Genomic DNA, 21,613 nt, shown 5'->3' with positions numbered 1-21,613 from the left:
GTTCTGGCGGGGCCGTGAGCCGACCAGGGGAGCCCTATGGCCTCGCACCACCTCGTCGCCGCACCGGCGATGGCCGACAATCCGCTCGCGATCACCGGGGCCCAGCGTGGCTTCGTCTACGTCATCGCCGTCGTCGCGGTCCTCGCGCTCGTCTACGCCTACGTCCTCGTGCGGGAGGTGCTGGCCGCCGACACCGGCACGACCAGCATGCAGGAGATCTCCAAGGCCGTGCAGGAGGGCGCCGCGGCCTACCTGAACCGGCAGTTCCGCACGCTGGGCCTGTTCTCCATCCTCGTGTTCGCCCTGCTCCTCGTGCTGCCGGTCAACGAGGGTGGTGCCAGCGTCCGCATCGGCCGCGCGATCTTCTTCCTCTTCGGCGCCGGGTTCTCGGCCATCGTCGGCTATGTCGGCATGACCATGGCGACGCGCGCCAACGTCCGGGTCGCCTCCGCCGCGCGCGGCGGTGAGGGGCAGCGCGGGTTCCACATCGCGTTCCGCACCGGCGGCATCGTCGGCATGCTCACCGTCGGCCTCGGGCTGCTCGGCGCCTCGATCGTGCTCATCGCGTACAACGACCACGCCCCGACGGTGCTCGAGGGCTTCGGCTTCGGCGGCGCGCTGCTGGCGATGTTCATGCGCGTCGGCGGCGGCATCTTCACCAAGGCGGCAGACGTCGGCGCCGACCTCGTCGGCAAGGTCGAGGCAGGCATCCCCGAGGACGACCCCCGCAACGCGGCCACCATCGCCGACAACGTGGGCGACAACGTGGGTGACTGCGCCGGCATGGCCGCCGACCTGTTCGAGTCCTACGCCGTGACCCTGGTCGCGGCCCTCATCCTCGGCCAGGCGGCGTTCGGCGCGAAGGGGCTGCTGCTGCCGTTGATCATCGGCGGCATCGGGGTCATCAGCTCGGTGGTCGGCATCCTCGCCACGAAGCTGCGTCCGGGTGATCGCAACGGCCTCGTGCCCATCAACCGCGGCTTCGTGATCTCGGCCGTCGTGTCGCTGGTCCTGGTCGCCGTCGCCGCGTTCACCTTCCTGCCCTCGAAGTTCAGCGACTTCGACATCAGCGAGCAGGTCTCGGCCTACGACGGCAGCCCGGCCGTCATCGCGTTCGTCGCGGTGCTGATCGGCATCGTGCTCGCCGTCCTCATCCAGCAGCTCACCGGCTACTTCACCGACACGATCCGCCGGCCGGTGAGGGACGTCGCCAAGACCTCGCTGACGGGGCCGGCGACGGTCGTCCTGTCCGGCATCTCGCTGGGCCTCGAGTCGGCCGTCTACACCGCCGTCCTGATCGCGCTGGCCGTCTTCGGCGCCTTCCTGCTGGGCAGCGGTTCGGTCGCGGTCGCGCTGTTCGCGGTGGCGCTCGCCGGCTGCGGCCTGCTCACGACCGCCGGTGTCATCGTCTCCATGGACACGTTCGGCCCGATCAGCGACAACGCCCAGGGCGTGGCCGAGATGAGCGGCGACATCGACGAGGCCGGCGCGCGCGTGCTGACCGATCTCGACGCCGTCGGCAACACCACCAAGGCGATCACCAAGGGCATCGCGATCGCGACGGCCGTGCTCGCGGCGACCGCGTTGTTCGGCTCGTTCACCGACGCCGTCGCCGACGCCCTGGCCAAGTACCACGCGACGGAGGCGACCAACTTCGTCATCGTCTCGCCCAACATCCTCGTCGGCGCGATCATCGGCGCCGCCGCGGTGTTCCTGTTCAGCGGGTTGGCCATCAGCGCGGTCGGCCGGGCCGCGGGGCGGGTCGTGTTCGAGGTCCGGGAGCAGTTCCGCACCCGGCCCGGCATCATGGACTTCACCGAGAAGCCGGACTACGCCCGCGTCGTCGACATCTGCACCAAGGACTCGCTGCGCGAGCTCGCCACACCCGGCCTGCTCGCCATCTTCGCGCCGATCACCGTCGGCTTCGCCTTCGGCGCCGGCCCGCTCGCCGGCTATCTGGCGGGCGCCATCGCGGCCGGCGTGCTCATGGCGGTGTTCCTCGCGAACTCCGGCGGGGCGTGGGACAACGCCAAGAAGATGGTCGAGGACGGCTCGCACGGCGGGAAGGGCAGCGAGGCCCACGCCGCGACCGTCATCGGTGACACCGTCGGCGACCCGTTCAAGGACACCGCCGGCCCGGCCATCAACCCGCTGATCAAGGTCATGAACCTCGTCGCGGTGCTGATCGCCCCGGCCGTGATCCAGTTCAGCACGGGCGACGACAAGAACAACGGCGTCCGCGCGGTCATCGCCATCGTCGCGTTCGTCGTCATCGCCGGCGCGGTCATCGTCTCGAAGCGCCGGCAGGTGACGATGGGCGACGAACCCGAGCCGGCCCGCGTCGAACTGAAGGCCTGAGCGTCCCGCACGTCGACGCGCTCGTCCGACGGCCCCGGTCCCGCACGGACCGGGGCCGTCGCCGTCCCCCCGCCCGGTATGGCCGGGCTTGCGGGGTTTCGCGGCGGCCGGGACCCGCAATCGGGGAGGCCTCCCCATCCGATCGGGCGCGCTCGGGTGGATCGCGCCGCGCCCCTCCTGCCACACTGCCAGCACACGAGACGACGACACCGGTGCGATCCCGGCGACCTCACCTCACAGAAGCGAGCGCGCGATGACGGACTACCCACCGCCGAACAACCCCGGCCAGCCCGGCTACGGGCAGGGCGGCAATCCCTCCTGGGGCCAGCCGGGTGGCGGACAGTACGGGCAGGGTCAGGGCGGTGACCAGTACGGCCAGCAGGGTGGTCAGTACGGCCAGGGCCAGGGCGGTGACCAGTACGGCCAGCAGGGCGGACAGTACGGCCAGGGTGGTTACGACCCGTACGGGCAGGGCGGCCAGCAGGGCGGTCAGTACGGGCAGGGCGGTCATGACCCGTACGGGCAGGGCGGCCAGTACGGGCAGGGCGGTCATGACCCGTACGGGCAGGGCGGCCAGTACGGGCAGCAGGGTGAGCAGTACGGCCAGCAGTACGGCCAGCAGTACGGCCAGCAGCCCTACGGCCAGGGCGGTCCCGGATCACCGTGGGGCGGTCCGCCGCCCACCCGCAACCGGCGCAACGCGATCATCGCCGCCGTCGTCGCGGTCGTCGTCCTCGCCGGCGGCATCACCACGCTCGTCCTGCTCAGTAGCGGTGACGACGACACGAAGACCGCCAGCTCGGGGTCGCCGACCGCGTCGGTGAGCTCCAGCGGCGACTTCCCGTCCAGCTCCGGCGCACCGAGCAGCTCGGACACCTACTCCTCGCCGTCGGACCCCACGTACTCGTCGTCGGACGATCCGTCGTCCTCGCTGTCGAGCTCGAACAACTACAGCTACACGCCGACGGTGGCCGGCTACCGCTACATGCTCGCGCTGCAGGGCCACGACCTCGACGACGTGAAGGCGATCGCCTGCCCGGGGGTGCCGATCCGGATCACGCAGTCCGAGCTCGACACGGTCGAGACGGCCTCGGTGACCAGCGCGGCGAAGGAGTCCGGCGACACCGCCACGATGACCGGCCGCATCACGCTCGACAGCGGGCGGAGCACCAGCATCACCATGTACCTGCGCGAGATCGACGAGAAGTGGTGCCTGTACAAGGACAAGAGCAGCTGACCCAGCACGACACAGTGGTGCAGCAAGGCTGCGACGGTGCCCGGCGAGCGTCCGCTCGTCGGGCACCATTGCGTCCGTGACCCAGTTCTCGCTCTTCGGTGCGGCGGCCGCGACGCCGACGCTCGACGACCTGGACGGGCTGCTGCTCGCCGGCGGCGGGTGGGTCCGCAGCGGGCCGGGCGCGCGGGTCTCGGTCGTCGTCGCCGACCGCTGGCGGGCCGACGCGCTGTGCGCTGCGTTCGCGGAGCTGGACGTCGTCGGAAGCGATGCCGTCGTGACGGCCTCGTCGGGATTCGGCGCCCGCACCGCGTTCTCGCCCGCGCTGCTGCCCCACGCGCAACGGTGGACCCGCGGCGCGGGTCAGGGCCTGCCCCGGTCGTTCCGGCTCGGGCCCGGCGGCCTGCGGCTCTGGGCCGTCGCCGCCGGCCGACGCGACGAGGCGGGCTACCTGTTGGCGACCGCGGCCGGTGACGACCCGACGCACCACGCGATCCACCTCGCCGCCGGGGCGCAGCTGTCCCAGCTCGGCGTCGCGGCCGTCTCGCTCGGCGCGCGGGGTGGCCCGGGGTGGCGCGTCACCTCGTCGCGGCGGCTGCGACGGCTCGTCGAACTGCTCGGCCCCGCACCCGACGGCGCCGGCACGGCGTGGCCGGCGCCACCCACCTGACGGCGGGCCAACTCCCGGAACCGCCGCCTTGCGACCTTCCTGTACCGTCCGCCGTTGGACGTCCGGCACCGGGCGCACAGTGGTGAAAGGCGGACTTCGTGGCGGCACAGGGCGGACGCGCGGGCACCAAATTGGTGATCGTGGAGTCCCCGGCCAAGGCCAAGACCATCGGCGGGTACCTCGGCAGCGGCTACGTCGTCGAGGCGTCGATCGGCCACATCCGCGACCTGCCGCGCAACGCCGCCGACGTGCCGGCGAAGTACAAGGGCGAGTCGTGGGCCCGCCTCGGCGTCGACGTCGACCGCGACTTCGAGCCGCTCTACGTCGTCAGCGTCGACCGCAAGCAGCAGGTCAGCAAGCTCAAGTCTCTGGTGAAGGACGCCGACGAGATCTACCTCGCCACGGACGAGGACCGCGAGGGCGAGGCCATCGCGTGGCACCTCGTCGAGACCCTCAACCCGAAGATCCCCGTCCGCCGCATGGTGTTCCACGAGATCACCCCGCAGGCCATCGCAGCCGCCGTCGCGAACCCGCGTGAGATCAACGACGCGCTGGTCGACGCGCAGGAGACGCGTCGCATCCTCGACCGGCTGTACGGCTACGAGGTCAGCCCGGTGCTGTGGAAGAAGGTGCTGCCGGGCCTCTCCGCCGGTCGCGTGCAGTCCGTCGCCACCCGCATGGTGGTCGAGCGGGAACGCGAGCGCATGGCGTTCCGCTCGGCGTCGTACTGGGACGTCGTCGGCACGTTCGCGCCGCAGCAGCGCAAGCAGGGCGATCCCGAGACGTTCACCGCCACGCTCGTCAGCGTCGACGACACCCGGCTCGCCGCCGGTCGCGACTTCGACCCGGCGACCGGCCGGGCGCCGGCGAACGTGCTGCACCTCGACGAGTCCGGCGCGCGTGGTCTGGCCGCTCGGCTGGACGGCCGCGAGTTCGCCGTCCAGGGCGTCGACGAGAAGCCGTACCGGCGCCGGCCGTACGCGCCGTTCATGACCTCGACGCTGCAGCAGGAGGCCGGCCGCAAGTTCCGCTGGTCGGCGCAGCAGGTGATGCGCACCGCGCAACGGCTGTACGAGAACGGCTACATCACCTACATGCGGACCGACTCGACGAACCTGTCCGAGACGGCGCTGACCGCGGCGCGCTCGCAGGCCCGCGACCTCTACGGCGACGCCTACGTGCCGGCCGAGCCGCGGGTCTACACCCGCAAGGTCAAGAACGCGCAGGAGGCGCACGAGGCGATCCGCCCCGCCGGCGACTCGTTCCGCACGCCCGGGCAGGTCGCGAAGGAGCTGTCCAGCGACGAGTTCCGCCTCTACGAGCTGATCTGGCAACGCACCCTGGCCTCGCAGATGGCCGACGCCGTCGGCACCACCGTGTCGATCCGCCTCGGTGGCACGTCGGTCGCCGGTGAGGCCGTCGTGTTCACGACGTCGGGCCGGACGATCACGTTCCCCGGCTTCCTCCGCGCGTACGTCGAGGACACCGACGAGTCCGCCGAGAAGGACGACGCGGAGAAGCGGCTGCCGCAGCTCGTCCGCGGCGACGGCGTCGACCCGCGTGGCTTCGAGCCGACCGGGCACACGACCTCGCCGCCGTCGCGCTACACCGAACCCTCGCTGGTCAAGGCGATGGAGGAGCTCGGGGTCGGCCGGCCGTCTACATACGCCTCGATCATGCAGACGATCCAGGACCGCGGTTACGTCTGGAAGAAGGGTCCCGCCCTCGTCCCGACCTGGACGGCGTTCTCGGTCATCGGGCTGCTGGAGTCCTACTTCGGACGCCTCGTCGACTACAACTTCACCGCGTCGGTCGAGAACGACCTGGACGACATCGCCTCGGGCGAGCGCTCCCGCGTCGAGTGGCTGACCCGCTTCTGGTTCGGCTCCGGCGACGCCGAGGAGCACTCGGCGCGCATCTCGGCGCAGGGGGGGCTGAAGCGGCTGATCTCGGCCCGGTTGGAGGAGATCGACGCCCGGGGCGTGAACTCCATCCCGCTGGAGGACCGTGCCCCCGGCGTCGTCCTGCGCGTCGGCCGCTACGGCCCGTACCTGCAGGAGGGCGACCCCGACAGCGAGGGCAGCCGGCGTGCGTCGCTGCCCGAGGACCTCGCGCCGGACGAGCTCACCGCCGACAAGATCGAGGAGCTGCTCTCCGCGCCGTCCGGCGACCGCGAGCTCGGCGCCGGCGCCGACGGCCTGGAGATCACCGCGAAGGCCGGCCGCTACGGGCCGTACGTCACCAACGGGGAGAAGTCGGCCTCGTTGTTCAAGACGATGTCGCTCGACACGATCACGCTCCCCGAGGCCGAGCAGCTGTTGACGCTGCCGCGCACCCTGGGGCAACTCGACGGCGAGGACGTCACCGCGCAGAACGGGCGCTACGGCCCCTACATCAAGAAGGGATCGGACTCGCGCTCCATCGACACCGAGGAGCAGTTGTTCACGATCACCATCGACGAGGCGGCCGCGATCCTCGCCCAGCCCAAGCAGCGGGGACGTCGTGCCGCCGCCGCGCCGCCGTTGCGCGAGCTCGGTGAGGACTCGGTGTCGGGCCAGAAGATGGTGATCAAGGACGGCCGCTTCGGGCCGTACGTCACCGACGGCGAGACCAACGCCTCGCTGCGCAAGGGCGACGACATCGAGTCGATCACCGACGCGCGCGCGTCCGAGCTGCTCGCCGACCGTCGTGCCCGGGGCCCGGCGAAGAAGTCCCCGCGCAAGGCGGCGAAGAAGGCGCCGGCCAAGAAGGCCGCGAAGAAGGCGGCCGCCAAGAAGACCGCCACCGCGAAGCAGCCGGCGAAGAAGGCCGCGAAGAAGGCGGCCAAGAAGGCGCCGGCACCCGCGACGTCCGACTGACCGCGATCTTCCTGCGGGTGCCGTGTTCTGGCGCCGCCGGTGCAGGAACATCACCGGCGGTTCCGGATCTTCCTGCGGGTCAGTACACGTGCTCGGCCAGGAACGCGTTGCCGAACGTGCGGTCCGGGTCGTACCGGTCGACGAGCTCGCGGAAGCGGGGCAGCGCCGGCCGGTGCCAGGTGGGCGCGGCGCGGAACACCTTGCCCCAGTGGGGTCGCGGGTCGAACGGGGCCAGCGTGCGCTCCAGGGCGTCGACGGCATTCGCCACCCGGACGTCGTCGTCGAACCAGGTGAAGTGCAGGGCGAGCGTGTCGCGCCCGGAGCAGGGCGAGAGCCACAGCTCGTCCGCCGCGACGGTGCGGATCTCGCACACCTGCAGCGCGCCGGCGAAGTCGACCTCGGCCAGCGCGGCGACCGCGGCCGCCCCCGCCGAGCGGGGCAGCAGGTACTCGCTCTGCTGCTCCTCGCCGTTGCTGGGCGTGAACTCGAGGCGGAAGTGCGGCAGCCGCTCGTGCCACGGACCGGCCGAGCCGGACTGCGGCGTCGCGGTGGCGCCGTCCTGACCGGCGATGGGATGCATCGCCACCTCGGCGGGACGCGCGCCCACCTCGGCGCCGTCGAAGGGCACGCCGTCGGTGCGTGACTTCGTCCAGATCTGGTCGAGGACGTCGCGCCGCCGCCACGACGTGAACAGACTTACGCTGTAAGCCGAGTCCAGGACGTCGTCGAGCCGGTCGAGCACGCGCGGCAACGGAGCGTCGACCCAGACGTCCTGCCGGATCTCGAAGGTGGGGACGGTCGCCAGCGTCAGCCGGGTGACGATCCCGAGCGCGCCCAGTGCGAGGACGGCGCCGCCGAAGTCGGGATCGTCGCGGGTCAGTCGGACGAGGGCGCCGTCGGCCCGTACGAACTCGACGGCGAGCGCGGCGGCGGCGAGGCAGCGGTTGCCCGACCCCGACCCGTGCGTGCCCGTCGCGCACGCGCCGGCCACCGAGATGTGCGGGAGGGAACCGAGGTTCGCCAGCGCCCGCCCCGCGGCGTGCAGCGCGACGGCGAGCTCGCCGTAGCGGGTGCCGCCGCCGACGCTCACCGTGTCGCCGTCGATCTCGATCGGCAACGCGAGGTCGCGGGTCGACACGAGAACCCCGGTCGAGTCGGCGATGCGGTTGAACGAGTGCCCGGTGCCGAGCGCACGCACGAGCGCTCGCGAGGCCACCAGCTCGCTCAGTTCGGCCACCGATGTCGGCCGCAGCACCTCGTCGGCGGTGAAGGCGATGTTCCGGGCCCAGTTGCGGACGGTCATCTGCGCATCATCCGCCCGTGCCGCGGGCGACGCACCGATACACTCGCGCCGTGTTCCCGACCGCGCGGCTCCGTGCCCGGCACCATGCCGTGGCCCCGGCGGTCGCGTGAGCAGCGGACCGGGTCCGCCCGGCTCGGCCCGGCGGCCGCGCCGCGAGAACGCATTGCTGACGCTCGCGCGCATCCCCGTCGTGCGCCGCATGTGGGCGGCGATCACGCTCTCCAGCCTGGGTGACTGGCTGGGCCTGCTGGCCAACACCGCACTCGCGCAGCAGCTGACCCGGGAGCAGTCCTACACCACCCAGGGCGCCGCCATCTCGGGCGTGATCCTCGTCCGGCTCGCCCCCGACCTGCTCTTCGGCCCGATCGCCGCGGCCCTCGCCGACAAGCTCGACCGCCGCAAGACCGTCATCGTGGGCGACCTCGCCGCCGGCGTCCTCTACGCCTCGATCGCCTTCGGCTACAACCTGATCTGGCTTTACATCGCGCAGTTCGCCATCGAGGCCATCGGGCTGTTCACCCAGCCGTGCAAGCAGGTCATCCAGGTCTCCATCGTCCCGAAGCGACTGCTGCCCACCGCCAACCAGATCTCGCTGTTCTCGGTGTACGGCACGGTCCCGGTAGCGGCGGGGCTGTTCGCGCTGCTCTCGGCGACGAACCGGCTGGTGTCGTCCAACGGCACGGTCGGCGCCGACGACGTCAACGTGGCGATCGTCATCGCGTTGCTCGTCAACACCGTCACCTTCGCCGTCAGCGCGAGCACGGTGTTCGTGAGCCGCCGCGACATCCCGGCCGTCCCCGCCGACCGCGAGCAGGAGCAGAGCATCGTCTCGCTGCTGCGCGAGGGCATCTCCTACATCCGACGCAACGCGCTCATCCGTGGCCTGTACGTCGGGATCATCGGCGCGTTCGCCGCCGGCGGCCTGACCGTGGGCGTCGCCCAGCTGTGGGTCCGCACGCTGGGCGGTGGCGCGGCCGGGTACTCGATCATGTTCGGGACGGTGTTCGCCGGCCTCGCCGTCGGCATGCTCGTCGGGCCGCGGGTGCTGCCGTCCTACGCCCGCAGCCGCGTCTTCGGCTTCGCCATCGGCGCCGCCGGGCTGTCGTTGCTGACCATGTCGCTGATCCGCGACTTCATCCTCGCCACCGTCTTCGCGGCGTTCGTCGGACTGTTCGCCGGGATGGCGTGGATCATCGGCTACACGATGATCGGCCAGGAGGTCGAGGACCGGCTCCGCGGGCGCATCTTCTCCTTCGTGCTCTCCTCGGTGCGCCTGGTGCTGCTGCTGACCATCGCCGTCGGCCCCGTGCTCGCCGGACTGCTCGGCGAGCACCGCTTCAAGGTGGGCGAGTCCTACCTGCGCTTCTCCGGCCCCGGGCTCACCCTGCTCGTCGGCGGGCTGCTCGCCCTGCTGGTGTCGTTCTACGCGACGTCGCGCGCCGGCCAGTCGCGCAAGCGGTTCCGCGATCTCGTCCGGCAGCGGGTGCTCAACACCGCCGGCGGACGCTACGGCGACCAGCGCGGCGGGCTGCTCGTCGCGGTCGACGGCACCGACCGGGCCGTCACCGCGCGGTACGCCGCGCTCCTCTCGCAGGCGGCGCGCGACTTCTCGCTCACCGTCGTCGAGACCGCCGAGCCGACCGGGACGCCGGCCGGACGCCACGTCGCCGAACTGCTGGCCGCCACCGACCACGCCGGGCTGGAGCCGGAGACCGCCGCGCTGTTGTCGGCCGCCGACCGAGCCGAACACGTCGCGGTGGTGATCCGCCCGGCGCTGGACCGGGGCGAGGTCGTGGTGTGCGACGGCTACCTGCTCAGCTCGCTGGCGGTGCACGGCGGGGGGCGCGGGGCCGACGCCGAACGCATCCGCGATGTGCACGAGTGGAGCACCGGCGACCTGCGTGCCGACCTCACCGTCGTCGTCGACACGATCGGTGCCGAGCGTCCGGGGGCCGACGACATCGACCTGGCCGGCGTCAGCCAGGCCTACGACGACGAGATCGACGCGCACCCCGGGACGACGGTGCGCTGTCAGGACCCCGCTCCCGTGGCGCTGCCCGTCGAGGTCGCCGAGCGGCTGGAGCGGCTGGTGAGTCGGCGGGCCTCGCTGCTCACGAGCCCCGTGGGCGAGCTCCCGGAGGTCGCCGACCTCCACTCTGGCCCGGCGTGAGCGGGCTGTTCGTCGCGTTCGAGGGGGGCGAGGGGGCCGGCAAGTCGACGCAGATCCGGCTGCTCGCGGCCTCGCTGCGCGCGGCGGGGCAGGAGGTCGTCGAGACCAGGGAACCGGGCGGGACGCCCCTGGGCACCGAGCTGCGCCGGCTCGTCCTGGATCCCGACGGGCACGTGACGCCGCGGGCCGAGGCCCTGCTCTACGCCGCCGACCGGGCGCACCACGTCGACACCGTCGTGACGCCCGGCCTCGCGCGGGGCGCGGTCGTGATCACCGATCGCTACGTCGACTCCACCCTCGCCTACCAGGGCGCCGGCCGGGGGCTGGGCGCCGGCGCCCACGCCGTCACGGTGTGGGCCACCGGCGGCCTCACTCCCGCGCTGACGGTCCTGCTCGACGTCGATCCCGTCGCCGGGCTCGCGCGGGCCGGTGCGCGCGCGCGGCCGGACCGGCTGGAGAGCGCGTCGCTGGAGTTCCACCGGGCGGTCCGTGCGGCGTTCCTGGCCCTGGCCGCCGCCGAGCCGGCGCGCTACCTGGTGCTCGACGCGACCCGCGCCGCCGATGCGCTCGCCGGTGACGTCCTCGCCGCCGTCCGGGCGCGGTTGCGCGGCTGAGGGCGCACCCACGTCGACCTCTCGACGTCAAGAGATGTGCGACCATGGCGGCGTGGCTGCCCACGACCCGATCGCCCGACCCGACGGTGTCGACGGTGTCGACGGTGTCGACGGTGTCGACGGGGCGGACGGCGTCGACGAGGTCGACGGCATCGTCGCGGCCTGGCGGCGGGAGCGGCCCGACCTCGACGTCGCCCCTCTGGAGGTGCTGTCCCGCCTCGACCGGCTCGCCGGCGTCCTCGCCGAGCGCCGGGCCCGCAGCTTCGCCGCGAACGGGCTGCGCAAGCACGAGTTCGACGTGCTGGCCGCGCTGCGCCGCGAGGGCGAGCCGTTCCAGCTCACCGCGGGGGAGCTCGCCGCCCGCACCTATGTCACGTCGGGCACCATGACGAGCCGGCTCGACGGCCTCACCGATCGTGGTCTCGTCGTGCGCTCGGTCGACCGTGCCGACCGCCGGCTCGTCCGCGTCGCGCTCACGCCGGCCGGCCGGGAGCTGGTCGACACCGCGTTCGCGGCCCTGCTCGAGACCGAGCGCGAGCTGTTGACGCCGCTGCCGACGGCGACGCTGGGGCCGCTCGCCGACGCGCTGCGCACCCTGCTGCTCGCCGCGTCGTCGCAGCAGGGGACGACAATCGTCCCGTGACCGTCTGGGACCAGCTCGTCGGGCAGGACACCGCCGTCGCGACCCTGCGCGAGGCCGCGGCGGCCGCCGCCGACATCGCCGCCGGCCGCTCCCCGGCGGCCGGCACCATGACGCACGCCTGGCTGTTCACCGGCCCGGCCGGCTCCGGGCGCTCGGTGGCGGCGCAGGCGTTCGCCGCGGCGCTGCAGTGCGAGCGTCCGGGCGAGCTCGGCTGCGGCGAGTGCCCGCAGTGCCGCACCGTGGGGGCCCGCACCCATCCCGACGTGCACGCCGTCGTGCCGCAGGGGCTGTCCATCGGCGTCGAGGAGATGCGTGCCACCGTCGCCCGCGCCGGGCGGCGCCCGCAGCTCGGCCGGTGGCAGGTCATCGTCATCGAGGACGCCGACCGGCTCACCGAGCAGGCCTCGAACGCCATGCTCAAGGCGATCGAGGAGCCGCCGCCGCGCACGGTGTTCCTGCTCTGCGCACCGTCCCTGCACCCGGACGACGTCATGGTGACGATCCGTTCGCGGTGTCGGCTGGTGACGCTGCGCATCCCGCCGGCCGAGGCGGTGGCCGGGGTGCTGCGCGGCGAGGGCTTCGACGCCGACACCGCGCGCTGGGCGGCCGCGGTCGGGCAGGGGCACGTCGGCCGGTCGCGCCGGCTCGCCCGCGACGAGGACGCCCGCGGCCGGCGCGCGGAGGTCCTGGCCATCCCCGCGTCCCTGACCTCGCTGCGCGCCTGCCTCGAGGCCGCCGACCATCTCGTGGGCGCCGCCGAGGGCGAGGCCGCGGCGCTGTCGGCCGACCGCGACGCCGGCGAGACCGAGTCGCTGCAGGTGGCGCTCGGCCAGGGCGCCACCGGCAAGGGCGTCGCGACGTCCGTGCGCGGCTCGGCCGGCGTGCTCAAGGAGCTCGAGCGTCGGCAGAAGTCACGGGCCACCCGGACGCAGCGCGACGCGCTCGACCGCGCGCTCGTCGACCTCGCCGCGTTCTACCGCGACGTGCTGCTCGTCCTCTGGGGGTCGGGCACCGCGCCGGCGCATCCGGACTTCGCGAGCGACGTCCGCACCGTCGCCGCCGCCCTCGACCCCGCCGGCGTCCTGCGCCGCCTCGACGCCATCCTCGCCTGCCGGCAGGCGATCGAGGAGAACGTCAAGCCGCGCATCGCGGTCGAGGCGATGACCGCCGCGCTGCGGTTGCCGGGCTGACCCACACCGCCGCCACCGGGCGGTGGCTACTGTGGCGCGCATGCCGATGATGTGCGCGGTGGTCTTCCAGCCGAAGGGACGGCTCTACTACGCCGACCCGGGCACGCTGGCCCCGCAGGTCGGCGACCACGTGCTGTTCCCGACCGACGACGGGCCGGAGGTCGCCGAGGTCACCTGGGCGCCGGAATGGGTGAGCGAGGACGTTGCGGGCCTGCCCGTCCTGCTCGGCGTGGCGGGCCCGGACGACGTGGCGGCCGCCGCCACGGCGCGGCGGGCACGGGCCGCGGCGCGGGTGGCGAGCCGCCGGCTGATCCGCGAGCACGGGCTGCCGATGAAGGTGGTGGGCGTCGACCACGTGGCCGCGGAGCACCGCACGACGATCTACTTCACCGCCCCCCATCGCGTCGACTTCCGCGCGCTCGTCCGCGACCTCGCGGCGACGCTGCACGGCCGGGTCGAGCTGCGCCAGCTCTCGGCCCGCGACGAGGCCAAGCTCACCGGTGGGGTGGGTAGCTGCGGGCGCGAGCTGTGCTGCTCGACGTTCCTCGTCGACTTCGAACCGGTCAGCGTGCGCATGGCCAAGGACCAAGACCTGCCGGCCAACCCGATGCGCATCTCGGGCGCCTGCGGCAAGCTGATGTGCTGCCTGAAGTACGAGCATCCGCTGTACCAGGACTTCGCCGCGCGCGCCCCGGCGGTCGGGGCGGACGTCGACACGCCGGACGGCCCCGGCCGGGTCGTGGGCCACGACGTCCCGGGCGAGAACGTGGTCGTGCGGATGTCGGCCGACGGCCGGCGCACCCCGTGCGCCCTGGCGTCGGTGTGCAGCAGCCGGCGGGCCTACGAGTCGCGTTGACGGGTCACGGCGTGCGGTAGATCGTCACCGTGCCGTGCCGGGCGAGGACGGGCCACCGACGGATCGCGTCTCGCGTCTCGCGGCTCAGCCCCGTCTTGCCGCGGATGACGAGGGCGGCCTGACCGCTGCGCAGGTAGTCGCGGATCTCCCGCTGCCACAGCGGGCTGCGACGCCGACCCAGCCCGGAGCGGTCGACGTCGTAGGACCGGCCGCTGACGTCCACCCAGTTGGGGCAGCCGTTGCGCAGCCCGCGGCTGAGCACGTTCAGCTGGATCAACGCGGCGGGGGAGTCGGCCACGACACAGCGGACGGTCGCGGCCCGGTCGGCCAGCGGGCCGGCCGGGAAGCGGCGACTGATGTGAAAGGTGCCGTCGACGAACACCCCGGCGGTGACGGCGACCGCCCCCACGGTGACCAGCGCCGGCACGACGGCGCCGAGACGACGCACCGTGCCGGTCGCGCTCGTCGCGCCCGCGGCCGTGCCGACGAGCAGGGCAGCGGCCGGCGCGACGTAGCCGGAGTAGAAGAAGAAGTAGGTCGGCGTGACGAACAGGACGACGAGCTGCGCGGCCAGCACCGCCGAGACGACCCGACCGAACGTCGTGCGGGCCGCCAGTGCCACCATCGCCAGTCCGAGGACGGCGGTGACGACCAGCAACAGCTCCCGCGAGTCGCGTGACACGTGCAGCCGCGACACCGTCGTGACGGCCTCGCCCCACCGCGCGCCGCGCGGCCCGGCGTCCCGGCGGCCGACCTGGTCGGTGACGATCATCCGCCACATCGCGGTCGGTGCGGCGACGAAGAACACGCCGACCAGCACGACGGCGGCGGCGACCGCGCCGGCCGCGAGCCGCAGCGCGCCCTGCAACCGGCGGGTGGCGAGGGCGGCGGCGAGCAGGACGAGCACGGCGGGGACGACGTACCAGACCTTGACGCAGACGGCGGCGCCGAGAACCGCGCCGGCCAGCGGCAGCCGCCGCGGCGTCCGTCCGTGCTCGCCGACGAGCAGGAAGGCGCCGAGGAGCAGCAGGAAGCTGCCGAGCGGCTCGAGCCGCTCGTTGACCTCGGCCTGGACCGCGCCGAACCAGGCCGCGTAGAACACACCCCCGAGTAGCGCCGCCCACCGCGGCGTGCCCACCCGCCGCAGCACGGCGTGGACCAGTGCGGCATTGACGCCGGCCAGTGCCACGAACGCGGCGTTCGCGAGCATGAAGCCGGCGTGGTCGCCGGCCAGCCGTCCGAACGCCGCGAAGGGAGTGAGGGCGAGCATCATGCCCGGCGGGTGGAGCAGCGTGAAGTCGCGATAGGGCAGCCGACCCTGCAACAGCGAGTCCGCCGCGGCGTAGTAGACCGAGCCGTCGTAGCCGAACACGCCGCGGACCCCGCCGGGGCTCGACAGCACGAACGCCTCGCGGACGACGACGGTCAGCACGAACAGCACGATCGCGTCGAGCCGGCGCGCGGCGGGCCGTCTCGCGACCAGCCCGAAGAACCCTCCCATTCGCCCCACCCTGCCCGGCCATCGATGAGACCGGCCCAGCGATCATGGGCAACGCTCAGGCGGGGATGCCGGCCTCCCGGCTGTCGGGGGCGTGCCACTGCCCCCGCGCGATCAGCACCTCGCGCAGCACGTCGGGTCGGTCGGTGATGATCCCGTCCACGCCGTCGTCGAGCAGCCGGTGCATCGTCACCGGGTCGTCGACGGTCCACACGAGCACCCGCACGCCGGCGTCGTGCGCGCGGGCGAGCAGGTCGCGCCGGAACACCGGCACCCGCCCGACGTGCAGCGGCACGTGGGCGAACGCCGCGGCACCGTAGGTGCGCGGCGGCCGGCTCGCGGCCAGGTGGGCGAGCTCGCGCCAGGACAGCGCGGTCGACAGTTGCGGGCCGACGCGGTCGGCGAGGGCACGCAGCCACGTGCCCCGCGCCCCGGCGACGCACACCCGCGCGGCGGCCCCGGTGTCGTGCAGCAGCCGGGCGAGCGCCGGCACGGCGGCCGGGTCCTTCACGTCGACGGTGAGGCAGGCGTCGGGGAAGGCGGCGAGGACGTCGTCCAGCGCCACGATCGGGCCACCGCCGCGCACGGCCAGCGTGGCGAGCTCGGCCATCGTGCGCGATCGCACCCAGCCGCGCGCCGACGTCACCCGCTCGAGGCGAGCGTCGTGGAACGCGACGAGTTGGCCGTCGGCGGTGCATCGGACGTCGGTCTCCAGGTAGCGGACACCGAGTGCGTACGAGCGGGCGAAGGCGGCCAGGGTGTTCTCGGCGGCAAGGCCGGCGCCACCGCGGTGCGCGACGGCGAGCGGACCGGGCCGGTCGCGGTACGTCACGCCTCCACTGTGAGGTGCGCGTGGCCTCGGCCGCGTCCCCCGGCGCGAGGCTTCGTCCAACGTTCGCCTGCCGGCCACCCGCGGTCCGCGCCGCCCGGGGGTGATCACGCTCCCGGCGACCGGTTAGACTCGCTCGTCGCGCGGAACTCGTTCCGCGCACGCCGCCTTAGCTCAGTCGGCAGAGCACCTCACTCGTAATGAGGTTGTCCGGGGTTCGATTCCCCGAGGCGGCTCCATCTACCCCAGCGATTCCGGGCCCTCCGTCGCTCTGGCGGGGGGCCTGAGTCGTTTCCGGGGCCGGAGTGGTCACCGAGTGGTCACGCAGGGCTCTCGGGACGAGCGCGGCGGCCCGCTCGGCGGCGTCGCGGCCGACCCCCTCGAGCAGGTGCGAGTACGTGTCCGACGTCAGGCTGATCGTCGAGTGCCCGAGCCGCTTCGACACGACGGCCATGGGAACGCCGGCGGCGAGCATCAGCGATGCCTGACCGTGCCGGAGAGCGTGCAGGCTGACCTTCGGCAGGCCTGCGGCCCGGACGAGCTCGTTGAACCGCTTGGTGAGGCGCACAGGCGGCCAGGGCGTGCCGTCCTCGCGGGCGAACACCAACCCGTGGTCGAGGTAGGCCTCGCCCCACGCGGCGCGCTGGGCGTCCTGGGTGAGGCGGTGGGCCATCAGGACGCCGATGACGCCTGAGTCCAGGTCCACGACGCGGTCCTCTCCGCTGCGGGTCTTGGGCCGGCCAAACGAGGCCTCGCGGTGACGGCCCCCGCAGTGCGGGCAGGGCTTGCCGTCGTCGATGGCGACGACCTGCTGGTGCACGATCGCGACCCCGGCCTCGAGGTCGACGTCGACCCACCGCAGCCCGGCAGCCTCACCGCGGCGCAGGCCGGTGCCGGCCATCGTCTCGAACAGCGCGCCGAGCGGGTCGGCCGCGGCGAAGTCGAGGAACCGACCCAGTTCGGCCGGCTGCCACGGCTGCACCCGCGGACGCTGGGCCTTGGGCAGGTCGATCCCGACCGCGTGGTTGAACGAGATCAGGCGGCGCTTCACCGCGGCGCCGAGCGCGCTGCGCAGCGTGGCGTGGATGCGGGCGATGCTCGCCGGCCCGCGCGGCCGGCGGCCGGGCTGCGGCTTGGCGATCTCGCGGAACATCGCCTCGACGTGGCCCGGCCGGAGGTCACGCAGGCGCAGATGACCGATCTGCGGCACGAACAGCTGCTCGACGTGCTGGCGGTAGGACTGCAGCGTCGTCGGGCGCAGGCCGTTCGCCTCGCGCTGCTCGAGCCACCCGCGCAGGTACGCCGCGACGGTCTGCCGCTCGTCGTGGGTCGCGGTGCCCTTGCGGACGGAGTCGACGTGCTCGGCGAGCGCCGCCTCGGCCTCACCCTTCGTGGCGTAGCCCGAGCCGCGGAGCTGACGCCGGCGCCCGGTGGCCGGGTCACGGCCGGCGTCAGCGACGTAGGTCCACGATCCGTGCTTGATCTTGCAAGCGATCCGCTCGCCGCGCGCGTTCCGCTGCACCGGGCACGGGCAGCGCTTCGTCACAGAACCCTTCATCGCTGGGCCCTCTTCGGCTTGATCAGCACGACGTCCCGGAGGAACTGCAGCCGGGCGATCACCATGGCGTCGTCGTCAGTGTTGGCGGCGTCGACCGCCCGCCCCAACTCGGCTTCGAGTGCGACCTTCCACCCCTGATCGGTTGCGTACAGCAAGCGGAGACGACCCACCAGCTGGTCGTAGGTATCGACGGCGGTGTCACGCGCTACTAGAGCTGTAGGGCCCGCAGCGAGGTCCTTCGCCACCTCAAGATCGTTGGTTGCCTCGATCGGCAGTAGGAGCTCGCCGAGCGGAATCCCGAACACCCGCGCGAACCCGATCGCCTCGTCGACGCTGATGTCACGGCGCCCTCCGCGTTGAGGCTTCTCGATCTTCGAGATAGCCGTTTGCGGTATTCGGCAGCCGGCTCGCTCCATCTCTCGGGCCAACTCGGACTGCGACCAGTTCCGAGCTTCTCGCTCAGTGGTGATGCGTTCGGCGAGGTAGTTCTCGCTGCCCATCGATGCGACGAGTCGGTTGCCTTCGACCCAGTCAAGGTGTTGTCCCACGATGCTCCTTAGCCGGAATAGCTAGAAGATATGATGTTTTCGGCTTGCGGTCAACAGGGATCGTCGGGGATCGTCTGAGCCGTACAGGGTCAATAGTCATCCTGAAGGGCTAAGCGCATGCCGCGAGCAGTGGATCGAGTCAGCAGCATCGAAGAGATCAGGGCTTGGCCGCCGACCGTGCCGATCGTCAAGGGGGGTGCCGCGCTCGGATACGGGGCGAACGGCACCTACGCGGCCTACAAGAGCGGCGACTTCCCGCTGCAAGTTCTCAAGATCGGACGAAGGCTACGCATCGTCACTGCCGAACTAGTCCGCCTCCTTGAGGCAGGTGGCTCGTGAGCGAACCCCCGGACAAGCGAAGAGGCCAGGCGCAGCCACGCCCGGCCTCCTCAACAGATGCCGACCACCACGCCGACACCGCCAAGGATGCGGCCACCCCTGCCACACGTCAACCGAGCACATTCGGACTGACGCCACGGGAGCTGTACCTCGAGGCCGTCACCCTTTTCGCGAACGGCGTGCCGCTCGAAGAAATCCGGCAGATGATCATGCTTCCCGACGAGGTGCTGCGGTGAGCGTCGACACTGCTGCGAGGCCCGACCTGACCGCTGCAACGCTGCTCGCCGAGGCGTGGACACCGGCGCTTGACGCGAGCTACCAGCTCGGGTGGACCGATGGCCACACAGCCGGCCGCCAGGCCGCCGAGCGCGACATGCAGGACTGCTGGTCGCAGCTCGCCGCCGTCGTGCGCGTTCGGGCGGTCGATCCGCAAGTCGCCGAACTCGAACGCATCCGGAACACGGTCGACGGTTCACCCTGCCCCCAACGCTGCGACTCATGCTCCCGGTGCATCGCCTCGCGTGCGTGGTGGGCGCGCGGCGGCCGGCCCTACCTCGGGCGCGACGGCGAAGCCGAGCGAGGTGCCGCATGACCGCCCCGCAGATCGTCGTCGAACTCGGCGAGCGATCCGCCTGGTTCGCCGGCGAGATGGGTGTCATCCACGCCGCGATCACGACGGTGAAATGCCGCAAACAGTACGACCGCAAGCGCCGCGCCCTCGGTGTGCCTCGCGCCGCCGCAGACGACGTTATGGCCGCCCTCGAGCTGCGGTTCGGCGGCGATGTTCAGGTCGTCGAGGCGATCGTGTGACACAACCGACCGTCGACGAACTCGACGCCTCATGGATGGGGCCACCCAGTGCGACCGCTCGATCGCGCAACACCCCGCTCCGCGACCGACTCCTCACCCGGGCCGACCTCACGAACCTGCCGACACCGCAGCCGCTCATCGACCGCACCGTCGACCTGCGCAGCGTCGCGGTTCTCGCCGGACACTGGGGCACCGCGAAGAGCTTCACCGCTCAGGACTGGGCCGCCTGCGTTGCCACCGGCAAGGCCTGGCAGATGCGCCCCGTCGAGACCGGATCGGTGCTGTACGTAGCGGCCGAAGGCGCCTACGGCCTCAACCAGCGTTTCGAAGCCTGGGAGTTCACCTGGCACCACGACATCCACCCGGATCGACTCGCTGTCCTGCCCGAACCCATCAACTTGCTGGACGCCAACTCCGTCACCGAACTGGCCACGGCCGCCGCCGGGCGCCGGCTCGTCGTCATCGACACCCTCGCGCGCTGCCTCCCAGGCGGAGACGAGAACAGCGCACGTGACATGGGGCTCGCCGTCGACGCGCTCTACCGGATCCAGCGCGCCACCGGCGGCGGCACCGTGCTCGCCGTCCACCACACCGGAAAGGACGGCACGACCGTCCGAGGGAGCAGCGCGCTCGAGGCCGGCGTCGACACCGTCTACCTGACGACCGGCACGCCCGAGAACCTCACGCTTGAAAGGACGAAGCGGAAGGACGGACCACTGCAGGACCGGGTGTCACTCACCCTCGTGGACGCCCTCGACAGCGCCGTCCTGATGTCCGCTCACGCCGCGGACACGACAAGCTCCGAGCAACGCCTCATGTCCGCGTTCATGTCCGGTCACAGCGCTACCGGCGCCAGCAAGTCCGACCTCCGCGCCACCGCCGAGATGTCCCCCGCCTCCTTCCACCGTGCACTCAACGGCCTTGTTTCCAAGGGCCTGCTGACCAACACCGGAACAACAGCGCGCCCGTTCTACCGAGCACCCAAGGAGACCTGATGTCCACATGTCCGCCCCATGTCCACCCCCACCGGACATGTCCGTCCGCGTCCGCCCCCTTTAAGGGGCGGACAGCGGACAGCCCCAAGTTCAGGGCAGGCCGGCGGGGCCTTGTTGTCGGTGCGATGTTGTCGGATGCCGCGCGCGCGTCAGTCGGCTGCGAGCAGGTACGCGATGGTGCTGCAGGGGAACGGTTCGCCGTCGGCGACGCAGGGCGATCCGAGGTGGCCGTCGGTCGTCCCGTGCGTGTCGAGCTTGGTGAGCTGTGCTCGGGCCCATTGTCTCGTGCCGGGGTTGCCGTCGCGGATGTCGTTCTCGAGGCGGGTCTGCGCAGCCGCGAGCAGCTCGCCCACCGATCGTTGGTCGCTCATCGCTGCATGCTCGCAGCGTGTGTGCGTGACCAGCGTGTGACCAGTCGATTCGCAGGCCAGCGTTCACCGGGCCTGCGAGCGTCGCACCTGATTCGAAATCAGGTGGTCGTGCACCTCGGGTCAGACGTCGTTCAGCAGGTCGATAGCCCAGATCAGATGCTCCCAGAGGTCATTGCTTACTCGGTGCAGGTCGTCGCGGAGGGTGGCCAGTTGGTCAAGGGACCAGGCGCGGCCGCTCACCGAGCCGAACCGCTGGAAGCGGCTACTCGCCCGGTACCCGTCGGCTGTTGGCTCGTCCCATATCGCGTGTACGACGCGGTTGCGCTCGACCATCAGGCGCTCCGCGGTGTGCGCGTCGGCTCGTATCCGATCAAGGTGTGCCAGGTCGGTCGGTGTGAGGCTGATGTACCAGGGCGCGCTCAGGGTGGCGAGGAGCCCGTCGACGATGGTGCGCCACGGTTGGCCAACCGTGAGGTGCTGTGCACGGCCGGATCCCGTCAGGGCAGCGCTCAGCTGCGCTGTCACCAGTTCGATCTCTGCAGCCTCGATAGCGATCCATCCGACAGCGGTGGCAGTCGCATCGTCGGTGGTGCCGTAGGGCCTGATCTCGCTCACGCCGCGGAGTGTGCCGCATGAGCGGGGACATGGCGACGGGGCGTGATCCCCAGGGTCTGGGGGACGCCCCGTCCGACCGCCCACTTGTGCCCCGTGGAACGGGGGAGCGGGCAGTCACCCAAACGGTACCGGCCCGCCTGGCACCTGCCTATGG

Annotated in this window: 20 protein-coding genes, 1 tRNA gene and 1 pseudogene; 15 read left to right on the top strand and 7 right to left on the bottom strand. The window is 72.2% G+C overall.

Annotated elements, in window-relative coordinates; genetic code table 11:
- Positions 1-36: 36 nt before the first annotated feature.
- The 4 genes from BUE29_RS06775 (at position 37) to topA (ending at position 7,120) form a co-directional block, all read left to right on the top strand.
- Positions 37-2,358: a sodium-translocating pyrophosphatase gene (locus BUE29_RS06775; RefSeq protein WP_234971385.1), complete on the top strand. Its 2,322-nt coding sequence runs from the start codon at positions 37-39 to the stop codon at positions 2,356-2,358.
- Between the two features lie 253 nt (positions 2,359-2,611).
- Positions 2,612-3,595: a hypothetical protein gene (locus BUE29_RS22765; RefSeq protein ID WP_073387949.1), complete on the top strand. Its 984-nt coding sequence runs from the start codon at positions 2,612-2,614 to the stop codon at positions 3,593-3,595.
- 76 nt (positions 3,596-3,671) lie between these two features.
- Positions 3,672-4,262, top strand: coding sequence for a hypothetical protein (locus tag BUE29_RS06765; protein ID WP_073387947.1), 591 nt, complete (start codon positions 3,672-3,674; stop codon positions 4,260-4,262).
- 98 nt (positions 4,263-4,360) lie between these two features.
- On the top strand, positions 4,361-7,120 hold the full coding sequence (topA, locus tag BUE29_RS06760; RefSeq protein ID WP_073387945.1) for a type I DNA topoisomerase: 2,760 nt from the start codon (positions 4,361-4,363) through the stop codon (positions 7,118-7,120).
- Between the two features lie 79 nt (positions 7,121-7,199).
- On the opposite strand, the gene BUE29_RS06755 is transcribed toward topA, so the two are convergent.
- On the bottom strand, positions 7,200-8,423 hold the full coding sequence (locus BUE29_RS06755) for an FAD-binding protein (RefSeq protein ID WP_073387943.1): 1,224 nt from the start codon (positions 8,421-8,423) through the stop codon (positions 7,200-7,202).
- 106 nt (positions 8,424-8,529) lie between these two features.
- On the opposite strand from BUE29_RS06755, the gene BUE29_RS06750 reads away from it, so the two are divergent.
- The 5 genes from BUE29_RS06750 to BUE29_RS06730 all read left to right on the top strand — a co-directional run bounded on the left by BUE29_RS06750 (position 8,530) and on the right by BUE29_RS06730 (position 13,896).
- On the top strand, positions 8,530-10,593 hold the full coding sequence (locus BUE29_RS06750) for a bifunctional MFS transporter/dTMP kinase (protein WP_073387941.1): 2,064 nt from the start codon (positions 8,530-8,532) through the stop codon (positions 10,591-10,593).
- Entirely contained in the window at positions 10,590-11,207 is a 618-nt protein-coding gene (gene tmk / locus BUE29_RS06745; protein WP_073387939.1) for a dTMP kinase, read from the top strand. Before BUE29_RS06750 ends, tmk begins: the two co-directional genes overlap by 4 nt.
- A 151-nt stretch (positions 11,208-11,358) precedes the next feature.
- The gene (locus BUE29_RS06740; protein WP_073389435.1) at positions 11,359-11,850 is read left to right on the top strand and encodes a MarR family winged helix-turn-helix transcriptional regulator; all 492 of its coding nucleotides are present in this window, start codon (positions 11,359-11,361) and stop codon (positions 11,848-11,850) included.
- Complete coding sequence (locus BUE29_RS06735) at positions 11,847-13,040, top strand: DNA polymerase III subunit delta' (RefSeq protein ID WP_073387937.1); 1,194 nt, start codon at positions 11,847-11,849, stop codon at positions 13,038-13,040. Before BUE29_RS06740 ends, BUE29_RS06735 begins: the two co-directional genes overlap by 4 nt.
- Positions 13,041-13,080: 40 nt before the next feature.
- Positions 13,081-13,896: a PSP1 domain-containing protein gene (locus tag BUE29_RS06730; RefSeq protein WP_073389433.1), complete on the top strand. Its 816-nt coding sequence runs from the start codon at positions 13,081-13,083 to the stop codon at positions 13,894-13,896.
- 4 nt (positions 13,897-13,900) lie between these two features.
- On the opposite strand, the gene BUE29_RS06725 is transcribed toward BUE29_RS06730, so the two are convergent.
- On the bottom strand, positions 13,901-15,397 hold the full coding sequence (locus BUE29_RS06725) for a glycosyltransferase 87 family protein (protein ID WP_073387934.1): 1,497 nt from the start codon (positions 15,395-15,397) through the stop codon (positions 13,901-13,903).
- A gap of 55 nt (positions 15,398-15,452) precedes the next feature.
- On the bottom strand, positions 15,453-16,226 hold the full coding sequence (locus BUE29_RS06720) for a glycerophosphodiester phosphodiesterase (protein WP_073387932.1): 774 nt from the start codon (positions 16,224-16,226) through the stop codon (positions 15,453-15,455).
- Positions 16,227-16,386: 160 nt separating this feature from the next.
- Here BUE29_RS06720 and BUE29_RS06715 point away from each other — a divergent pair.
- Positions 16,387-16,462 (top strand) — tRNA-Thr (locus BUE29_RS06715).
- Between the two features lie 203 nt (positions 16,463-16,665).
- On the opposite strand, the pseudogene BUE29_RS23655 reads toward BUE29_RS06715, so the two are convergent.
- Positions 16,666-17,781 (bottom strand): annotated as a pseudogene (locus BUE29_RS23655) (site-specific integrase); the annotation flags it as partial.
- Positions 17,778-18,281 (bottom strand): helix-turn-helix domain-containing protein, encoded by a 504-nt coding sequence (locus BUE29_RS23650; protein ID WP_073387930.1) that lies wholly within the window; start codon positions 18,279-18,281, stop codon positions 17,778-17,780. The pseudogene BUE29_RS23655 and the gene BUE29_RS23650, both read right to left, overlap by 4 nt.
- A 177-nt stretch (positions 18,282-18,458) precedes the next feature.
- Here BUE29_RS23650 and BUE29_RS21885 point away from each other — a divergent pair, with 177 nt between their 5' ends.
- The 5 genes from BUE29_RS21885 to BUE29_RS06680 are packed head-to-tail and all read left to right on the top strand — an operon-like array spanning position 18,459 to position 20,473.
- Entirely contained in the window at positions 18,459-18,668 is a 210-nt protein-coding gene (locus BUE29_RS21885) for a hypothetical protein (protein ID WP_200800085.1), read from the top strand.
- Entirely contained in the window at positions 18,665-18,904 is a 240-nt protein-coding gene (locus BUE29_RS21880) for a hypothetical protein (protein WP_073387926.1), read from the top strand. Before BUE29_RS21885 ends, BUE29_RS21880 begins: the two co-directional genes overlap by 4 nt.
- Entirely contained in the window at positions 18,901-19,260 is a 360-nt protein-coding gene (locus BUE29_RS22410) for a hypothetical protein (protein WP_073387924.1), read from the top strand. Before BUE29_RS21880 ends, BUE29_RS22410 begins: the two co-directional genes overlap by 4 nt.
- Positions 19,257-19,478 carry a hypothetical protein gene (locus BUE29_RS22405; protein WP_073387922.1) on the top strand — a complete coding sequence of 74 codons (222 nt, stop codon included), beginning with the start codon at positions 19,257-19,259 and terminating at the stop codon, positions 19,476-19,478. The genes BUE29_RS22410 and BUE29_RS22405 overlap by 4 nt, the downstream gene beginning before the upstream one ends.
- A gap of 35 nt (positions 19,479-19,513) precedes the next feature.
- Positions 19,514-20,473 (top strand): AAA family ATPase, encoded by a 960-nt coding sequence (locus tag BUE29_RS06680; protein ID WP_159440834.1) that lies wholly within the window; start codon positions 19,514-19,516, stop codon positions 20,471-20,473.
- Positions 20,474-20,622: 149 nt separating this feature from the next.
- Here the strand turns inward: BUE29_RS06680 and BUE29_RS06675 are convergent, their stop codons facing one another.
- Positions 20,623-20,844 carry a hypothetical protein gene (locus BUE29_RS06675; RefSeq protein ID WP_143168032.1) on the bottom strand — a complete coding sequence of 74 codons (222 nt, stop codon included), beginning with the start codon at positions 20,842-20,844 and terminating at the stop codon, positions 20,623-20,625.
- Between the two features lie 120 nt (positions 20,845-20,964).
- Complete coding sequence (locus tag BUE29_RS06670; protein WP_073387915.1) at positions 20,965-21,459, bottom strand: hypothetical protein; 495 nt, start codon at positions 21,457-21,459, stop codon at positions 20,965-20,967.
- Between the last annotated feature and the right edge of the window lie 154 nt (positions 21,460-21,613).

The sequence above is a fragment of the Jatrophihabitans endophyticus genome (assembly GCF_900129455.1).
Taxonomy (GTDB): Bacteria; Actinomycetota; Actinomycetes; order Mycobacteriales; family Jatrophihabitantaceae; genus Jatrophihabitans; species Jatrophihabitans endophyticus.
The sequence above is the reverse complement of the archived record's forward strand: the minus strand, read 5'-3'. Positions and strand labels throughout refer to the sequence as shown.